The 16,830-nt window shown below is 75.2% G+C and carries 15 protein-coding genes; 11 read left to right on the plus strand and 4 right to left on the minus strand.

Translation table 11 applies throughout. The features are described 5' to 3' along the window. Positions 1 to 1,110, plus strand: coding sequence for a tRNA 2-thiouridine(34) synthase MnmA (gene mnmA, locus G9H71_RS06695; protein ID WP_331272798.1), 1,110 nt, complete (start codon positions 1 to 3; stop codon positions 1,108 to 1,110). On the opposite strand, the gene G9H71_RS06700 is transcribed toward mnmA, so the two are convergent. Continuing rightward, positions 1,020 to 2,522 (minus strand): MFS transporter, encoded by a 1,503-nt coding sequence (locus G9H71_RS06700; RefSeq protein ID WP_166279912.1) that lies wholly within the window; start codon positions 2,520 to 2,522, stop codon positions 1,020 to 1,022. The two genes, mnmA and G9H71_RS06700, sit on opposite strands and share 91 nt — an antisense overlap. A 140-nt stretch (positions 2,523 to 2,662) precedes the next feature. Here G9H71_RS06700 and G9H71_RS06705 point away from each other — a divergent pair, with 140 nt between their 5' ends. The 7 genes from G9H71_RS06705 to G9H71_RS06735 all read left to right on the plus strand — a co-directional run bounded on the left by G9H71_RS06705 (position 2,663) and on the right by G9H71_RS06735 (position 10,869). Further along, entirely contained in the window at positions 2,663 to 3,673 is a 1,011-nt protein-coding gene (locus G9H71_RS06705; protein ID WP_166280568.1) for a methionine synthase, read from the plus strand. Between the two features lie 4 nt (positions 3,674 to 3,677). Further along, positions 3,678 to 5,891 carry an NAD-dependent DNA ligase LigA gene (gene ligA / locus G9H71_RS06710; RefSeq protein WP_196791744.1) on the plus strand — a complete coding sequence of 738 codons (2,214 nt, stop codon included), beginning with the start codon at positions 3,678 to 3,680 and terminating at the stop codon, positions 5,889 to 5,891. A gap of 215 nt (positions 5,892 to 6,106) precedes the next feature. Beyond that, positions 6,107 to 6,406, plus strand: a complete 300-nt coding sequence (gene gatC / locus G9H71_RS06715) for an Asp-tRNA(Asn)/Glu-tRNA(Gln) amidotransferase subunit GatC (protein ID WP_166279914.1) — start codon at positions 6,107 to 6,109, stop codon at positions 6,404 to 6,406. Beyond that, entirely contained in the window at positions 6,403 to 7,929 is a 1,527-nt protein-coding gene (gene gatA / locus G9H71_RS06720) for an Asp-tRNA(Asn)/Glu-tRNA(Gln) amidotransferase subunit GatA (RefSeq protein WP_166279916.1), read from the plus strand. Before gatC ends, gatA begins: the two co-directional genes overlap by 4 nt. After that, on the plus strand, positions 7,926 to 9,437 hold the full coding sequence (gatB, locus tag G9H71_RS06725; protein ID WP_166279918.1) for an Asp-tRNA(Asn)/Glu-tRNA(Gln) amidotransferase subunit GatB: 1,512 nt from the start codon (positions 7,926 to 7,928) through the stop codon (positions 9,435 to 9,437). The genes gatA and gatB overlap by 4 nt, the downstream gene beginning before the upstream one ends. Positions 9,438 to 9,440: 3 nt before the next feature. Beyond that, complete coding sequence (locus G9H71_RS06730; protein ID WP_166279920.1) at positions 9,441 to 10,211, plus strand: sulfite exporter TauE/SafE family protein; 771 nt, start codon at positions 9,441 to 9,443, stop codon at positions 10,209 to 10,211. 301 nt (positions 10,212 to 10,512) lie between these two features. Beyond that, complete coding sequence (locus G9H71_RS06735; RefSeq protein ID WP_166279922.1) at positions 10,513 to 10,869, plus strand: hypothetical protein; 357 nt, start codon at positions 10,513 to 10,515, stop codon at positions 10,867 to 10,869. Positions 10,870 to 11,250: 381 nt separating this feature from the next. Here G9H71_RS06735 and G9H71_RS06740 read toward each other — a convergent pair whose 3' ends face one another. Genes G9H71_RS06740 through G9H71_RS06750 form a run of 3 tightly spaced genes read right to left on the minus strand, consistent with a single transcriptional unit; the run spans position 11,251 to position 14,130 of the window. Next, positions 11,251 to 11,814 carry a ferritin gene (locus G9H71_RS06740; RefSeq protein WP_196791745.1) on the minus strand — a complete coding sequence of 188 codons (564 nt, stop codon included), beginning with the start codon at positions 11,812 to 11,814 and terminating at the stop codon, positions 11,251 to 11,253. 7 nt (positions 11,815 to 11,821) lie between these two features. Continuing rightward, a complete protein-coding gene (locus G9H71_RS06745) occupies positions 11,822 to 13,000 on the minus strand; it encodes a PQQ-dependent sugar dehydrogenase (protein ID WP_166279926.1) in 1,179 nt (392 codons plus the stop codon). A gap of 47 nt (positions 13,001 to 13,047) precedes the next feature. After that, the gene (locus G9H71_RS06750; RefSeq protein WP_166279928.1) at positions 13,048 to 14,130 is read right to left on the minus strand and encodes a PQQ-dependent sugar dehydrogenase; all 1,083 of its coding nucleotides are present in this window, start codon (positions 14,128 to 14,130) and stop codon (positions 13,048 to 13,050) included. Between the two features lie 86 nt (positions 14,131 to 14,216). On the opposite strand from G9H71_RS06750, the gene G9H71_RS06755 reads away from it, so the two are divergent. The 3 genes from G9H71_RS06755 to G9H71_RS06765 all read left to right on the plus strand — a co-directional run bounded on the left by G9H71_RS06755 (position 14,217) and on the right by G9H71_RS06765 (position 16,807). Next, entirely contained in the window at positions 14,217 to 15,113 is an 897-nt protein-coding gene (locus G9H71_RS06755; RefSeq protein WP_166279930.1) for a 2-hydroxyacid dehydrogenase, read from the plus strand. Between the two features lie 6 nt (positions 15,114 to 15,119). Beyond that, the gene (locus G9H71_RS24945; protein ID WP_166279932.1) at positions 15,120 to 15,851 is read left to right on the plus strand and encodes a Mut7-C RNAse domain-containing protein; all 732 of its coding nucleotides are present in this window, start codon (positions 15,120 to 15,122) and stop codon (positions 15,849 to 15,851) included. Between the two features lie 185 nt (positions 15,852 to 16,036). Next, positions 16,037 to 16,807, plus strand: coding sequence for a hypothetical protein (locus tag G9H71_RS06765; RefSeq protein WP_166279934.1), 771 nt, complete (start codon positions 16,037 to 16,039; stop codon positions 16,805 to 16,807). Positions 16,808 to 16,830 lie beyond the last annotated feature (23 nt).

The following is a 16,830-nucleotide window of genomic DNA, read 5'->3' on the forward strand; positions in this document are numbered from 1 at the left end:
GTGCGCGTCCTCGCCGCGATGTCCGGCGGTGTCGACTCGGCCGTCGCGGCCGCGCGCGCCCTCGACGCCGGCCACGACGTCACGGGCGTCCACCTCGCCCTCGCCTCCGGCGCCCCCGACCACTCCGGGCGCTCGCGGGGCTGTTGCACGCCCGAGGACGCGCGCGACGCCCGCCGCGCGGCCGACGTGCTGGGGATCCCGTTCTACGTCTGGGACCTCGCCGAGCGCTTCCGCGCCGACGTCGTGCAGGACTTCCTCGACGAGTACGCCGCTGGCCACACGCCCAACCCGTGCCTGCGCTGCAACGAGAAGATCAAGTTCGCCGCCGTGCTCGACAAGGCGCTGGCGCTGGGCTTCGACGCCGTCTGCACCGGCCACTACGCCCGCATCCTCGACGGGCCGGACGGCCCCGAGCTGCACCGCGCCGTCGACGTGGACAAGGACCAGTCCTACGTCCTCGGCGTGCTCGACGCCCGCCAGGTCGCGGCGGCGCTCTTCCCGCTCGGCGCCGACCGCAAGGCCGACGTGCGGGCCGAGGCCGCCCGGCGCGGGCTCGCCGTCGCCGACAAGCCCGACAGCACCGACATCTGCTTCGTCTCCGACGGCGACACCGCCGGGTTCCTCCGCGCCCGGCTCGGTGACGCGCCGGGGGAGGTCGTGGACGAGCGCGGCGAGGTCGTGGGCACGCACTCCGGCGCCTACGCCTTCACCGTGGGCCAGCGCCGCGGCCTGCACATCGGCCGCCCCGCCGCGGACGGGCGGCCGCGCTACGTGCTCGAGGTGTCCCCGGTCCAGCGCCGCGTCGTCGTCGGCCCCGCGGAGGCGCTCGACGTGAGCGAGCTGTCCGGCGTACGCCCGCGCTGGCCCGGGCCGGTGCCGGCCGCGCCGTTCCGGTGCTCGGCCCAGGTGCGCGCGCACGGGGAGGCGGTGCCCGCCACCGCGTACCCGCAAGGCGACCGGCTCGTCGTCCGGCTCGACGCCCCGCTGCGCGGCGTCGCGCCGGGCCAGGCCGTCGTGCTCTACGACTCCACGCGCGTCCTGGGGTCCGCCACGATCAGCGCCTCGGCGCCGGCCGCCGGCAGCACCACGGGCGCGTCCCGGACCGGCTGAGCCGGAGCCGTCGAAGCCTGCGGGGCGTCCGGACGCGCCGGGTGCGGCTCGACCGGAGCCGCCGGCGGCGCGGCGCCGGGGTCCGCGGAGTGGCGGGCCGCGGCGGGAGCCGCTCCCGCGCGACGTCGCAGCCGGCGTACGTCCGGGACGGCCAGCGCCGCCAGGGCCGCCGCGCCGGCGACGCACGCGGCCACCGTGGCCGTGGCCTGCGGCGAGGAGGCGTCTGCGAGGTGGCCGGCGAGCGCCTGCCCGAGCGGCACCGCGGCGAAGCTGCCCAGCAGGTCGAAGGAGTAGACCCGGCTCAGCGTCGCCTCGGGGACGTTCTCCTGCAACGACACCTGCCACGCCACCTCGAACACCTCGCTGCCGACCCCGGCGAGCAGCGCCGCTGCCATCAGCGCGGCGAGGCCCGGCGCGAGGCCCAGCACGAGCAGGGCGGGAGCGACGAGCACGGTCATCGCGACCCCGATCCCGAGCATCCGGGAGGCCCGCAGCCGCAGGGCCAGCAACCCGCCGAGCACCATCCCCACGGTCAGGGCGGCCGCGACGAAGCCCCACCCGGCCCGCCCGACCGAGTCCTGCGCGATCACCGGCCCGAGCGTCACCCAGCCGCCGGCGAGGGCGGCGTTCACCACGAACGACTCGGCGACCACGACCCACACCCACCGGCGGTGGGCGAACTCCTGCCAGCCGGCGCGCAGGTCGGCGAGAACAGTGCCGCCAGCGCTGCCACTGCCGACGCCGCCGCTCGGCGCGCGCTCGGCCGTCGCGACGGCCAGTCGGGACAGGCACGCAGCAGCCATTGCGTACGCCGCGGCCGCGCCGGCGAAGCCCCAGGCCACGTCCACCGCAGCGATGAGCACCCCCGCGAGGGCGGCGCCCGCGGTGAGCGCGACGTTGACGCCCAGCCGCAGGACGGCGTTCGCCTCGCGGAGCAGGGCAGCCGGGACCGTCTGGGCCGTGAGGGCCTCGCTGGCCGGAAAGAGGAATGCCGAGGCGGCGCCGGCGACCGCCTCCAGCGCGGCCAGCAGGACGAGCGAGTCCGTGCCGGCGAAGAGCATCGCCGCCACGCCGGCCTGGGTGAGCGCGCAGACGGTGGTCGACACGAGCACGACCCGACGACGCGGGAAGCGGTCGGCGACGACGCCGCCGGCGAGGAGCAGCAGCACCTGCGGCGCGGACCGGGCCGCGAGCAGCAGGCCGAGGGTCGCCGCGCTGCCGGAGATGTCGAGGACCGCGAAGGCCAGCAGCAGGGGCGCGGCCGCGGTCGCCAGGCTCGCCGCGACGCGGGCGGCGAAGAGGCCGCGGAAGGCGGGCTCGCGGAAGGGCTCCCGCGCGGCCTGCTGCCGCCGGCGCCTCCCGTGGCGGGGGGAGTGCCGGCTCCGCTCCCGCACCGGGTACTTAGCGGACATCGCTGGCTACTCTAGGTCACTTCACCCCGGCGTGAGGAGGCCTGCGCCCGATGCCTTCGTAGGGTGAGCCCGTGGAGAGCGTGACAGGCCTGTCGGCCGCGGCGGCCGAGCCCGACGACGCAGAGGACCCGGCCGGCGCGGTGCTGGCACCGGCACCCGGCAGCGCCACCGGAGTGGGGTCCGCTCCGGGCGTCGACGTCCGGGAGGCCCTGCGCGTCGTCCTCGGCGAGCTGCCCGGCCTGCCGCACCTGCCCGAGCTGCCCGCCCGCGGCCCCGGCGCGGACATGGTGGGCCGTGCCGTGGGCCTGCTCTCGGGCCTGCACGGCGACGTGCAGCCGGCCGGGTGGCGCCTCGTCGACCTCCCGGGCCGGGACGAGCGGCGCGCCGTGTCGTGGCTCGGTGAGGACCTCGACGCCGCGGAGGAGCTGGCCGAGGGCGTCGAAGGCCCCTTCAAGGTGCAGGCCTGCGGCCCGCTGACGCTCGCCGCCTCGCTGGAGCTCCCGCGCGGCGGACGGGCGCTGGCCGACCCCGGTGCGCGGCGCGACCTCGCTGCCTCGCTCGCCGAGGGCCTGGCGGCGCACGTCGCGGAGGCGCGTCGCCGGCTGCCGTCGGCGCAGGTGGTGCTCCAGCTCGACGAGCCGGCGCTGACCGCCGTGCTCGACGGTCGGATCCCCACGGCCAGCGGGCTGGGGCGGCTGGCGGCGCTGGAGCGCGGCGAGGCCGTGCAGGCCCTGCGCGCCGTCGTGGACGCCGCGGGTGTGCCGGTCGTCGTGCACTCCTGTGCGCCGCGGGTCGACGTGGGCGTGCTGCGCGACGCCGGTGCGGCCGCCGTCTCCCTCGACGCCGCGCTGCTCACCGAGCGCGACGAGGAGCCCGTGGGGGAGGCCCTGGAGGCCGGGCTGCTGCTCTTCCTCGGGCTCGTGCCGTCCACCGACCCTCCCGCCTCCCGTCCCTTGTCCTCCCCGGCCGCTACGGTCGAGCCGGCCCGGCGGCTGTGGCACCGGCTGGGGCTCGCTCCCGAGCACCTCGCGTCCTCGGTCGTCGTCACGCCGGCCTGCGGGCTCGCGGGGGCCAGCCCGGCGTACTTCCGCCGGGCGCTCGCGCTCGCCCGCGCCGGTGGGCGGGTGCTGTCGGACGACCCGGAGGGATGAGCAGTTGGCTCGAGCAGACGCGGCGAAGGACACGGCGAAGGACACCGCGGCCGTCGAGGACCTCCCGGCGGTGCCGGACGTGACGCAGGTGCCGGACGTGCCGGAGGACGCTCGCGCCCGCCACGCCCAGCTCTCGCAGGAGCTCGACGAGCACGCCTACCGCTACTACGTGCTCGACCGGCCGTCGGTGTCGGACGCGGAGTACGACCGGCTGATGCGCGAGCTGCAGGCGCTCGAGGACGCGCACCCCTCCCTGCGCACGCCGGACTCCCCGACGCAGAAGGTCGCCGGCAGCTACTCGACGCTCTTCACGCCGGTCGAGCACCTCGAGCGGATGATGAGCCTGGACAACGTCTTCGGCGACGAGGAGCTCTCTGCCTGGGCCCAGCGGGTCGTCCGCGAGGTCGGCGAGGGGGAGGCGCGCTGGCTCTGCGAGCTCAAGATCGACGGGCTCGCGGTGGACCTCGTCTACGAGGACGGCGTGCTGGTCCGGGCCGCCACGCGCGGGGACGGGCGTACCGGCGAGGACATCACGCCCAACGTCCGCTCGCTGTCCGAGGTCCCCTCGCGGCTGACCGCGCCGGCCGGCGGCTCGGTGCCCCGGCTGCTCGAGGTGCGCGGCGAGGTCTTCTTCCCCAGTGACGAGTTCGAGGGCCTGAACGCCTCGCTGGTGGCCCAGGGCAAGCCTCCGTTCGCCAACCCGCGCAACGCCGCGGCCGGCTCGCTGCGGCAGAAGGACCCGCGCGTCACGGCGCAGCGTCCGCTGCGGCTCACCCTCCACGGCCTCGGGGCGCGCGACGGCTTCGAGCCCACCTCCCAGTCCGAGTCGTACGCCGCGCTGCAGGAGCTGGGCCTGCCGGTCTCCAGCCGCTACCGCGTGGTCGAGACGCTGGAGGAGGCCAAGGCCTACATCCGGCACTGGGGCGAGCACCGGCACGACGTCGAGCACGAGATCGACGGCGTCGTCGTGAAGGTCGACCAGTTCGGGCTGCAGCGCCGGCTCGGGTCGACCTCGCGGGCGCCGCGATGGGCGATCGCGTTCAAGTACCCGCCGGAGGAGGTCACCACCCGGCTGCTCGACATCGCGGTCAACGTGGGGCGTACCGGCCGGGCGACGCCGTTCGCGGTGCTCGACCCGGTCCAGGTCGGCGGCGTGACCGTGTCGCGCGCGACGCTGCACAACGAGGACGACCTCGAGCGCCGCGGAGTGTGGATCGGCGACATGGTGGTCGTACGCCGCGCCGGCGACGTGATCCCCGAGATCGTCGGCCGGGTGGGCGAGGAGCACGACCAGGGGGCGCGCCCGTTCGAGATGCCGCGCGAGTGCCCCTCGTGCGGCATCCCGCTGCGCCGGCCGGAGGGCGAGGCCGACGCCCGCTGCCCGAACACCTCCGGCTGCCCCGCGCAGAACCGCGAGAAGGTGTTCTACTTCGCCGGGCGCGAGTCGCTCGACATCGACGGGCTCGGCTACGAGACCGCGAAGGTCCTGCTGGACAACGGCCGCATCCGTGACATCGGCGACGTGCTCGGCCTGACGCCGGAGTCCTTCGAGGGGCTGCGCGGCTTCGGGCAGAAGAAGATCGACCAGATCCTGCGCGGGATCGAGGCCGGCAAGCAGCAGCCGCTGTGGCGCCTGCTCACCGGGCTCGCCATCCGGCACGTCGGGCCGCCCACCGCGCAGGAGATCACCCGGCGGTTCCGCACGCTCGACGCCCTGCGCTCGGCCTCCGCCGAGGAGCTCGGGGACGTCGAGGGCGTGGGGCCGATCGTGGCGCAGGCGGTCGCCGACTGGTTCGCCGACCCGCAGAACGCCGAGCTCCTCGACCGGATCGTCGCGTCGGGCATGCGCACCGAGGACGAGGCCGTCGAGGAGGGGGACCGCTCGCTCGAGGGCGTCACCGTCGTCGTCACCGGCACGCTCGAGGGCTTCTCCCGCGACACCGCCAAGGACGCCATCCAGTCGCGCGGGGGCAAGGTCTCGGGCTCGGTGTCGAAGAAGACGTCGTTCGTCGTCGTGGGGGAGAGCCCCGGCTCCAAGCACGACAAGGCCGTCCAGCTCAAGGTGCCGGTGCTGGACGAGGCCGGGTTCCGGGTCCTGCTGGAGCAGGGGCCGGAGGCGGCCCGGGCCGTCGCCGTCGGGCCGGCGGACGCGGGTGACGATGCCGGTGAGGCCGCGAGTGGGGGCGCCATCGGGGCCTCGCGCGAGGTGGAGGGCTGACACCACTCCCTCTCCGGAGCTCGGCTGGCTGCCGTGCGGGTCGCGCCGGCCCACTTTCGCGGTCGCAACGGCACTTCCGCGGTGGCTTGACGCGGCGCAAGTGCCCCTCACCCCGCGGAAGTCGGTGAGCGTCAGGGGGCCGAGGTCCCCGCGGCTGGCGTCCCCGCGCAGCCACGCCCGGCCTCGCCGGAGGGCGCCCGCCTAGGATGACGCCCATGTCGTCCATCACTCGGGACGAGGTCGCGCACCTCGCCCGGCTCGCTCGCCTGCAGCTGCCGGAGGACGAGCTCGAGCACTACGCGGGCCAGCTCGACGCCATCCTCCACGCCGTCGCGCGCGTCACCGAGGTCGCGGGCGAGGACGTCCCGCCGACCTCGCACCCGCTCCCGCTCGTCAACGTCACCCGGCCCGACGAGACGCACCGCAGCCTCACCGCGGAGGAGGCGCTGAGCGGCGCCCCGGCCGCGGAGGACTCGCGCTTCCGCGTCCCGCGCATCCTCGGGGAGGAGGCGTGACCGACACGACCACCGACCTGGTCCGGCTCAGCGCCACCGAGACCGCCGGCGTCATCGCCCGCGGCGAGGCGAGCGCCGCCGACGTCGCGAAGGCGCACCTGGACCGGATCGGCGCCGTCGACGGCGCCGTGCACGCCTTCCTGCACGTGGACGCCGAGGGCGCGCTCGCCGCAGCCCGCGAGGTGGACGACAAGCGCGCGCGGGGCGAGGAGCAGGGGCCGCTGGCCGGCGTCCCGCTGGCGCTCAAGGACGTCATGGCGCAGCGCGGCGTGCCGACCACCTGCGGGTCGAAGATGCTCGAGGGCTGGCGCCCGCCGTACGACTCCACCGTCGTCACGCGGCTGCGCGCAGCGGGCGTCGTCATCCTCGGCAAGACCAACATGGACGAGTTCGCCATGGGGTCGTCCACCGAGCACTCGGCCTACGGCGCGACCCACAACCCGTGGGACCTCGACCGGATCCCCGGCGGCTCCGGCGGCGGCAGCGCGGCGGCCGTGGCGGCGTACGAAGCCCCGCTCGCCATCGGCACCGACACCGGCGGCTCGATCCGGCAGCCGGCCGCGGTGACCGGCACCGTCGGCGTGAAGCCGACCTACGGCGGTGTCTCGCGCTACGGCCTCGTCGCGTTCTCCTCCTCGCTGGACCAGGCCGGCCCCTGCTCGCGCACCGTCCTCGACGCCGCGCTGCTGCACGAGGCCATCGGCGGCCACGACCCGCGCGACTCCACCTCGATCGACGCCCCGCTGCCGCCGGTGGTGGCCGCCGCCCGCGAGGGCGCGCAGGGCCGGCTCGACGGAGTGCGCGTCGGTGTCGTCCGCGAGCTGTCCGGCGAGGGCTACCAGCCCGGGGTGGAACAGCGCTTCCATGAAGCTGTCGACCTGCTTCGCGAGCTGGGCGCGACCGTCACCGAGGTCTCCTGCCCGCACTTCCAGTACGCGCTGTCGGCCTACTACCTCATCGCCCCGAGCGAGTGCTCGAGCAACCTGGCCCGCTTCGACGCGATGCGCTACGGCCTGCGCGTCGGCGACGACGGCGAGCACAGCGCCGAGGAGGTCATGGCGCTGACGCGCGCCGCCGGCTTCGGGCCCGAGGTGAAGCGGCGCATCATGCTCGGCACCTACGCCCTGTCCAGCGGCTACTACGACGCCTACTACGGCTCCGCGCAGAAGGTCCGCACGCTCATCTCGCGCGACTTCGCCCAGGCCTACGAGCAGGTCGACGTCCTCGTGTCCCCGACGACGCCGACCACGGCGTTCCCGCTGGGGAGCAAGCTCGAGGACCCGATCGCGATGTACCTCAACGACCTGTGCACGATCCCGTCGAACCTCGCCGGCGGGGCCGCGATGTCGCTGCCGTGCGGGCTCTCGCCGGACGACGGCCTTCCGGTGGGGCTGCAGATCATGGCGCCGGCGATGGCCGACGACCGGCTCTACCGGGTGGGCGCTGCCGTCGAGACGGCGCTCGCAGATCGTTGGGGAGGCAACCTGCTCACGCAGGCGCCCGAGCTGCAGGAGAAGGCATGAAGACCGTCGAACCGGACCTCGTCCCCTACGACGAGGCGGTGGCGGCGTACGACGTCGTCATGGGCATCGAGGTCCACGTCGAGCTCTCGACGGCGTCGAAGATGTTCTGCGGCTGCTCGACCGCCTTCGGCGCCGAGCCCAACACGCAGACCTGCCCGACCTGCCTCGGCCTGCCGGGCTCGCTGCCGGTGCTCAACCAGCAGGCCGTCGAGTCGGCGATCCGGATCGGGCTCGCGCTCGGCTGCGACGTGGCCGAGTGGTGCCGCTTCGCGCGGAAGAACTACTTCTACCCGGACATGCCGAAGAACTTCCAGACCTCGCAGTACGACGAGCCGATCTGCTTCGACGGCGCGACGACGGTCGAGGTCGAGGGGCGCGAGTTCGTGATCCCCATCGAGCGCGCGCACATGGAGGAGGACACCGGCAAGTCGCTCCACGTCGGTGGTGCGACGGGCCGCATCCACGGTGCGGACCACTCCCTCGTCGACTACAACCGAGCGGGCATCCCGCTCATCGAGATCGTCACCAAGCCGATCGAGGGCACCGGCGCGCTGGCGCCCCAGGTGGCGCGCGCCTACGTCGCGCACCTGCGCGACCTGCTGCGCTCGCTCGGGGTGTCCGACGTACGCATGGAGCAGGGCTCGCTGCGCGCCGACCTCAACGTGTCGCTGCGCCGGGCACCCGAAGCGCCGTTCGGCACTCGTAGCGAGACGAAGAACGTCAACTCGCTGCGGTCGGTCGAGCGGGCCGTGCGCTACGAGATCTCCCGCCACGCGGGGATCATCGACGCCGGGATGAAGGTGACGCAGGAGACGCGCCACTGGCACGAGGACACGGGCATCACGACTGCCGGCCGCAGCAAGGAGCAGGCCGAGGACTACCGCTACTTCCCCGAGCCCGACCTGGTCCCGGTCGCGCCGGAGCGGGCGTGGGTCGAGCAGTTGAAGGCGGCCCTGCCCGAGCCTCCGGCCGTCCGCCGTCCTCGGCTGCAGGCCGGATGGGGCTTCAGCGATCTGGAGATGCGTGATGTGCTCAACGTCGGTGCGCTCGACCTGATCGAGCAGACCGTCGCCGCCGGCACCGCCCCGGCCGCTGCCCGCAAGTGGTGGCTGACCGAGCTCGCGCGGCGGGCCAACGAGCAGGGCGTCGAGCTCGACGCGCTGCCCGTCACCCCGGCTCACGTGGCCACGGTGCAGTCGCTGGTCGACGCGGGCGAGCTCAACGACAAGCTCGCGCGCCAGGTCTTCGAGGGCGTACTGGCGGGCGAGGGGACGCCGGAGCAGGTCGTGGAGAAGCGCGGGCTCAAGCTCGTCTCCGACGACGGGGCGCTCACCGCAGCGGTCGAGGAGGCGCTCGCCGCCAACCCCGACGTGGTCGCGAAGGTGCGCGGCGGCAAGCACCAGGCGGCCGGCGCCCTCGTCGGCGCGGTCATGAAGGCGACGAAGGGCCAGGCCGACGCGGCCCGCGTGCGCGAGCTGCTGCTCGAGCGCATCGGGGTCGACCACTAGCCGTTGGGGGCGGTCTCCGGGGTCGAGGCGCTCTGGCTGGCCGGCGCCGGGTTCGGCGCCGGCTTGACGGGCAGCATCGCCGGGCTCGCGTCACTGGTGTCCTACCCGGCGCTGCTGGCCGCGGGGCTGACTCCGATCGCCGCCAACGTCACCAACACCGTCGCGGTCGTCGCGACGGGCGCCGGGGCGGCGGCCGGCTCACGTCCGGAGCTGCGCGGCCAGGCCGGCCGGGTGCGGCGCTACGGGGCCGTGATGGTCGTCGGCGGCGCGGGCGGCGCGGCGCTCCTGATGTCGACGCCCACGGAGAGCTTCGAGTACGTCGTCCCGTTCCTCGTCGCCGCCGCGTCCGTCCTGCTGCTCGTCCAGCCCCGGCTGCAGCTCGCGCTCGCGACCCGGCGCAAGGGGGAGGCCCATCCGCACGGCTGGAGTGTGCCCGCCCTCTTCGGTGTGGCGGTCTACGGCGGCTACTTCGGCGCTGGCGCCGGCGTCATGACATTGGCCGTCCTGGCTGCGCTGCTGCAGGACACGCTCGTGCGGCTGAACGCCCTGCGCAACATCCTGCTCTGGATGGCGAACGGGGTGGCAGCGGTCGGCTTCGCCGTCTTCGGCCCGGTGGACTGGGCGGCCGCTGCCCCGATGGCCGCCGGCCTGCTCGCCGGCGGCTGGACCGGGCCGGCGATCGCGCGCCGGCTGCCCACAGGGGTGCTGCGCCTCGTCGTCGCTCTCGGCGGGCTCGTGCTCGCCGCGCGGCTCTGGATGCTCGCCGGGACCTGAGCCGAGCTCGCGCGTCCGCCGGTCGGCGTCCCACCCTGCGTCGTTCCCATCCGGCGCTGGACGTCGTGCCGGCGTCTGCCGCCGCTTTAGGCTCACAGAGGCAGCCCGGACGGTGGACACGGCAACGGGCGCCAGGCACGTGCTCCGGGCGGGCGCGGAGCAGGCTGTACGCCCGGGCCGCGGCAGCACGTCCCCCAGCTGGGCACGGGGGCACGTCCCCCAGGCGGCCGTCATCGGCCGGCTCCGGCGGACGCCTGTCCGCCGGCCGATTGGGTCCCTTGGCTGCGGGTACCCGGGCCGCATGACCGAGAACGAGGGCTCCGGCCCGCCTCCTGGAAGCGCCGGCAGCGACCGGGCCAGCGACGGGCAGCTCACCGCGTCCGCCGACCCGTCCGCGCCCGACATCGACGCCCAGGGCGACGACCTGGCGTCGGCGAACACCCATGGCGTGCCGCCGGGCGGCACGGAGAAGCAGGGCATGGCGCCGGGGGAGCGCCCCGGCCAGGGCGCGCCCTCGGTCGGCATCGGCGGCGCCACGTCCGGCGACCCGATCAAGCACCCGCACGACCCGGTGCTCCCGCCGACGGGCTCGGGCGCCGCGTCCGAGGCCGGCCCCGGGCGTACGGGCCGGCTCGACGAGAACGCCGTGGACAGCTAGCCGAGCCTGCACCGACCCGGCGTGGAGAGTGGACGAGCCTGCACCGACCCGGCGTGGAGAGTGGCCGAGCCTTCACCACGTCGGCGTCGACAGCCACCCGCGCCGGCACGGCCTTGCGCAGAGATGGCGGCCCCAGCCGAGTGATCACGGGGCTTGGCTGAGCGACACCGGAGTGTCGCGCGCCAAGTCCCGTGATCACCGCCGGAGTGGCCCGTGATTAACGACGGAGCGGGGCGGGGCGGGCCCTCGGGCGGCCTTCAGTTGCGTGGAGGCGAGTGTCGGGTCGCCGCGCGGTGGCGAGCGTCGGGGCCGGGGAGCGACCGTCAGGCGCCGGCGGCCGCCCCCGCGACCGTCAGGCGCCGGTGGCCGCCCCTGCGACCGTCAGGCGCCGGCGGCCGCCCCCGCGACCGGCGGCGCGTCCGCGTCCACACCTCCGTCGCCCACGGCCTCGCGGGCGAGGAAGTCCTCGATCTTGAACCAGTCGTCGCCGGCCCGGTCCGCGATCGTGAGTAGCGTCGACATGGAGGCGACCTCCTCGACCTGTTCCTTGAGGAACCACTGCATGAACTGCTCGCCGATGACGTCGCCCTCGGCGCGCGCGGCCTTGAACAGCGTCTCGATCTGCCCCGTCACGGCCTTCTCCTGCTCGAGCGCGAGCGAGACGGGCTCGCGCGGCTCGGAGAACGAGTTCACGACCGGGTCGACGCCGGGGATCGCGACGGGGATGTCGCGGTCGAGCATGTAGCGGACCATCATCATCGCGTGGTTCCGCTCCTCGCCGGCCTGCCGGTAGAAGTGGGCAGCGAGCCGCGGCAGGTCGTGCGCGTCGAACCACACGGCGATCGCGACGTACTGCTGGCTGGCGGTGAACTCGTTGCGCACCTGCTCTCCGAGCAGGGCGACGAAGTGCGAGGCGGGGGCGGCGGTCTCGGTCACCCGGCCCATCCTGCCGTCAGGACAGCGTGACGCGCAGGACCCGGTCGTCGTTGCCCGCCGGGTCGCCCCGGCCGTCCTTGTTGCTCGTCGTGAGCCAGAGGCTGCCGTCGGGCGCGAGCGCGACCGTGCGCAGCCGGCCGTAGTCGCCGGTGAAGAGGGCCCTGGGCTCCCCGCCGTCCAGCGGCACCTGCCAGAGCCGCTCCCCGCGCAGAGCGGCGACGTACGCCGCCCCGCCCACGATCGCCACGCCAGCGGGGGAGGCCTCGTCGGTCGACCACTGGACGACCGGGTCGACCAGCCCGCTGCCGCCGCCCTCGCCCTCCTGCTGCGGCCAGCCGTAGTTCGCCCCCGGCTCGATCCGGTTGAGCTCGTCCCACTGCTGGTCGCCGAACTCGCTGGCCCAGAGCTGGCCGGACTCGTCCCAGGCGATGCCCTCGATGTTGCGGTGGCCGGTGCTGTAGACCGGCGATCCGCTCGTCGGGTTGTCGGGGGCCGCCTCGCCCTCCGGGGTCAGGCGCAGGATCTTGCCGTTGAGGTCGTTGTCGTCCTGGGCGCTCTCGCGGTCGGTGCCGTCGCCCGTGGCGACGTAGAGCATGCCGTCCGGGCCGAACCCGATGCGGCCGCCGTTGTGGAAGGCCGCCGCGTCCACGTCGTCGAGCAGCACCTGCGGACGGCCGAGCGCGCCGCCGTCGTAGCGCATGCGGGCCAGCTGGTTCTCGCTGCCGGCGGTGTAGTAGGCGTAGAGCCACGGCTCGCTCGGATAGTCAGGGTGCAGGGCGATGCCGAGCAGCCCGCCCTCCTGCGTCCCCTCCGCGCTCGCGGCCGCGACCTCGCCCACCGGCTCCGCGCCCCCGCCCTCGGCCGGCACGCGCACGATGCGCCCGCTGTCGCGCAGCGATACCAGCGCCGAGCCGTCCGGGAGGAACGCGATGCCCCACGGGGTGTCCAGCCCGGTCGCCAGCGTCTCGGTTACGCGTGCCCGCGCGTCCGGCCCGACGGCCGGTGTCGTCGGCGTCGCCGGTGTGTCGGAGGGCTCGCTCTCGGCCGGCGTCGACGGGGCGACGGGGGCAGTCGACTCCGCCGGTGGCGGCGGCGCGGCCGTCTCGTCGTCGTCGGAGCCGCTGCACGCGGACAGCACGAGGGCGAGGGCGGCGAGGGCGGTCGATGCACGTACGTCGTGGCGGCGTCGGCTCATGGAGCGCGCGTACCCGCCCCGCCCCGCCCCCCACACTGCGAGAAAGGTCACGAAACCTTCACGCGCAGCAGCCGGTCGTCCCCGGACTGGGGCTCCACGCGCCCGTCGGTGTTGTTGGTCATCAGCCACAGCCTGCCGTCGGCGGCGACCGCGACGGCGCGCAGGCGCCCGTACCGGTTCGAAAAGTAGGCCTGTGCCCTGCCGCCGCCCACGGGGACCCGCCAGAGGCGCTGGCCGCGCAACGAGGCGACCCACACCGCGCCGCCGGCCACGGCGATCCCCGAGGGCGAGGCGACGGCGGGGCTCCACTGGACCACGGGGTCCGTGAACCCGCCGCGACCGGCCTTCCCCTCCACGGTCGGCCACCCGTAGTTGCGGCCCTTGACGATCCGATTGAGCTCGTCCCAGGTGTTCTGCCCGAACTCCGATGCCCACATCCGGCCTCCGGAGTCCCAGGCCAGGCCCTGCACGTTGCGGTGCCCGAGGCTCCAGACCAGGGAACCGCGGAAAGGGTTGCCGGCAGGCACCTTCCCCGTCGGCGTTATCCGCAGGATCTTGCCGTTCAGTGAACTGCGGTTCTGCGATCTCGACGGCACCCCTGCGTCACCGGTGCCCGCGTAGAGCATCCCGTCGGGGCCGAAGGCGATCCGTCCGCCGTTGTGGCTGCCCGCCTTGGCGATGCCTCTGAGCACCACCTGCGTGGTGCCGAGGCTGCTGCCGTCGAAGCGCATCCGCACGATGCGGTTGTCCGACGCGGTGGTCGTGTAGGCGTACAGCCAGGGCTGGGCGGGGTATCGCGGGTGCAGCGCGAGCCCGAGCAGCCCGCCCTCGCCGTCATGGACCGAGCCGGGCACCGACCCGATCCGGCGAGGCGTACCGCCGCCGCGCGGGACCCGCCAGATGGTGCCGTCGTCGCGCGAGGAGACGACGGCCGACCGGTCCGGCAGGAAGGCCAGCCCCCAGGGGCTGTCGAGCCCGGTCGCAAGGGTGCCGGTCACCGTGGCGGACGCGGCCACCGCCGCCGGGCGCGCCGGGGACGCCGCCGCCGGACCGGCCGCGGTGAGCGGCGTGGCGAGCCCGACCGCGAGGGTCAGCGCGAGCGGCGTGCGCCCGGAGTGCGAGAAGCCCATGCCCGAGCGTGTACCCGGCGCTTCCGGTGCCGCAACCGAGCGGCGGCGCGTACCGCCCGCACGCCCGCTGGGTAGCGTCGCCCTCCATGCGCGCGCTGCTGAGCCTGGCCGGCGTGGACGTCCCCGCAGGGGTCGACGCCGCGGTGTGGGACGCCGACGGCCCGCCCCCGCCGGGCGTGGAGGACGTCGAGTTCTACGTCCCGCCGTACGGCCGCGGCCCCGAAGGGATGTCGCTGCTGGAGCGCATGCCGCGGCTGCGCGTGCTGCAGACGCTCAGCGCCGGCGTCGAAGGCGTTCTCGGCCTGGTGCCCGACGGCGTGACCCTCTGCAACGCCAAGGGCGTCCACGACGCGTCCACGGCTGAGCTCGCGGTCGCGCTGATGCTCGCGGCGCAGCGCGACCTGCCCGCCTACGTGCAGGCCCAGCAGGCCGGGCGGTGGACGCCGACGTCGACCGTGGGCCTCGCCGACAGCACAGTCCTCATCCTCGGGTACGGCGCGATCGGCGAGGCGGTCGAGCGCCGGCTGGCGGGGTTCGAGGTCGAGGTGCTGCGCGTCGCCCGACGGGCCCGGCCCGGCGTCGCCGCGCTGGAGCAGCTGCCGGAGCTGCTCCCGCGCGCCGACGTCGTCCTCGTGCTCGTCCCGCTCACCGCGGCCACCCGCGGGCTCGTCGACGCGCAGCTGCTCGCGCGGATGAAGGACGGCGCGCTGCTCGTGAACGTCGCTCGGGGCGCGGTCGTCGACACCGGTGCGCTGCTCAATGAGCTGGCTTCGCGCCGGCTGCGGGCGGCGCTCGACGTCACCGACCCCGAGCCGCTGCCGGAGGGGCATCCACTGTGGACGGCCCCCGGACTGCTGCTCACGCCGCACGTGGGTGGCGGGACGGCCGCGATGGGGCCGCGGGCCCGCGCGCTCGTCGCGGACCAGCTCGCGCGCTGGGCGGCCGGCGAGCCGCTGCGCAACGTGATCACCGGGGAGTACTGAGGCCGCGTGGCCCGGCTTCTCGTCGACGCCCCGCTCCGGCTCTTCCTGCCCGCGCGGTCGCGGGCGGGGGCCGTGGACGTCGACGTGCACGCCGACCCCACCGCGTCGGTCGGGCACGCGGTGCAGGCCGCGGGCGTGCCGCTGACCGAGGTGGGGGAGCTGCAGGTCGCGGGCGCGCGCGTACCGGCCGGGCGGCGGCTGGGCCCGGACGACGAGGTGGAGGTCCGCGCCCGGCCCCGGCCGCAACCGCTCGACGGCCCGCCCACGCTGCTCCTCGACGTGCACCTGGGCGCGCTGGCGCGCCGGCTCCGGCTGCTCGGGGTCGACACCGCGTACGCCAACGACGCGAGCGACCCGCAGCTGGTCGAGCGGGCGGCGGCCGAGGACCGGCTGCTGCTGACGCAGGACCGCGGGCTGCTGCGGCGACGGGCGCTGCGGCGGGCGGCGTACGTGCGCGGTGCCCGCCCGGACGACCAGCTCGAGGACGTGCTCGACCGGTTCGAGCTGCCGGTCGCGCCCTACACCCGCTGCACCGTCTGCAACGGCCGGCTCGAGCCTGTGGCCAAGGCCGACGTGGTCGACCGCCTCGAGCCGGGAACGCAGCGGACGCAGGAAGTCTTCGTCCGGTGTGTGGAGTGCGCGCGGGTCTATTGGCACGGTGCCCACTCGGCCCGCCTCGACGAGCAGGTGCGCAGGCACGCGCGCCGTCGCGGCCCTGGCGGCGACGCCTCCGGTTGAGCGACGAACGGCGGGGGTTGCGGCGTTCCCGCTTTCTGCCCGCTTTCGACGGTCGCGGCGACTGTCGAGCACCAGCCGATCGGGGAAAGGGCAGGTGTCGCTCGCGCGACGTAGCCTGGTCAGGGCCTGTGCCCGTCCGACGGCTCCCGAAGAGATCGTTCCGCGTCGACCTCGGAGGTCCCTGCATGATCCTCAAGCACCGAGGCTTGCCCCTGGTGCTGCTGGCCGGGCTCGCCACCGCCGCGTGCGGGAGCTCGGACGCGGCCGACGACACGGCCGCGCCCTCTGCGCCTTCCGGGCCCACGGGGGCGTGCCCGGACACGCTGGAGCCGCTGCTCAAGACCGACGAGGCGGCGAAGGGCGAGATCACCGTCGCCATCGACCAGTCCGGGTCCTACTGGAACTCCGCGTCGGCCGAGGCGCGCATCCGCCCGCAGGTCGAGGCGGTCGTCGCCGACGCGGTCGAGCAGTCCCGCGCGCTGCGCGTCATCACCTTCACCGGCACCGCGTCCGGGGCGCAGACCGTCTTCGCCTGCGCGAACCTGCTGCCGGCGCACAACAACGAGGCCGCGCTGGCGCAGAAGCAGCGCTACGTCACGCAGGAGGCCGCACAGCTCGTGTGGTCCCAGCTGACCGCCGCGCGCGCCCAGCCCGCGCCCTCCGCGCCCGGCACGAGCATCGTCGGCGGGTGGCTCGCCGTCGCCCAGAGCACGCCGCTGGCCCCCGAGGGGACGCCGCGCGACGTCGTCATGCTGACCGACGGCGCCGGGCTCCCGGAGCAGTCGGTCGAGGTCGACCTGTCGGCGTTCGCGACCGTGGAGATGCACGGCATCGGTGCGGTGGACGGCGCCCCGTGGACCACCGAGCGCACTGTGAAGACGATCGACCAGTGGTCGGAGTGGCTGCGCGGCTCCGGTGCCCCGGCCCCCGAGGTCTCGAGCCAGTCCTACGTCTGACCCTGCACGTCCAGCACCGCCCC

The organism is Motilibacter deserti (assembly GCF_011250635.1).
GTDB lineage: Bacteria > Actinomycetota > Actinomycetes > Motilibacterales > Motilibacteraceae > Motilibacter_A > Motilibacter_A deserti.

Coding starts and splice junctions, on each gene's coding strand:
- G9H71_RS06700 (WP_166279912.1), bottom strand. CDS start 2,522: ATGTCCGCTAAGTACCCGGTGCGGGAGCGGAGCCGGCACTCCCCCCGC.
- gatC (WP_166279914.1), top strand. CDS start 6,107: ATGTCGTCCATCACTCGGGACGAGGTCGCGCACCTCGCCCGGCTCGCT.
- gatB (WP_166279918.1), top strand. CDS start 7,926: ATGAAGACCGTCGAACCGGACCTCGTCCCCTACGACGAGGCGGTGGCG.
- G9H71_RS06735 (WP_166279922.1), top strand. CDS start 10,513: ATGACCGAGAACGAGGGCTCCGGCCCGCCTCCTGGAAGCGCCGGCAGC.
- G9H71_RS06740 (WP_196791745.1), bottom strand. CDS start 11,814: ATGGGCCGGGTGACCGAGACCGCCGCCCCCGCCTCGCACTTCGTCGCC.
- G9H71_RS06745 (WP_166279926.1), bottom strand. CDS start 13,000: ATGAGCCGACGCCGCCACGACGTACGTGCATCGACCGCCCTCGCCGCC.
- G9H71_RS06750 (WP_166279928.1), bottom strand. CDS start 14,130: ATGGGCTTCTCGCACTCCGGGCGCACGCCGCTCGCGCTGACCCTCGCG.
- G9H71_RS06755 (WP_166279930.1), top strand. CDS start 14,217: ATGCGCGCGCTGCTGAGCCTGGCCGGCGTGGACGTCCCCGCAGGGGTC.
- G9H71_RS06765 (WP_166279934.1), top strand. CDS start 16,037: ATGATCCTCAAGCACCGAGGCTTGCCCCTGGTGCTGCTGGCCGGGCTC.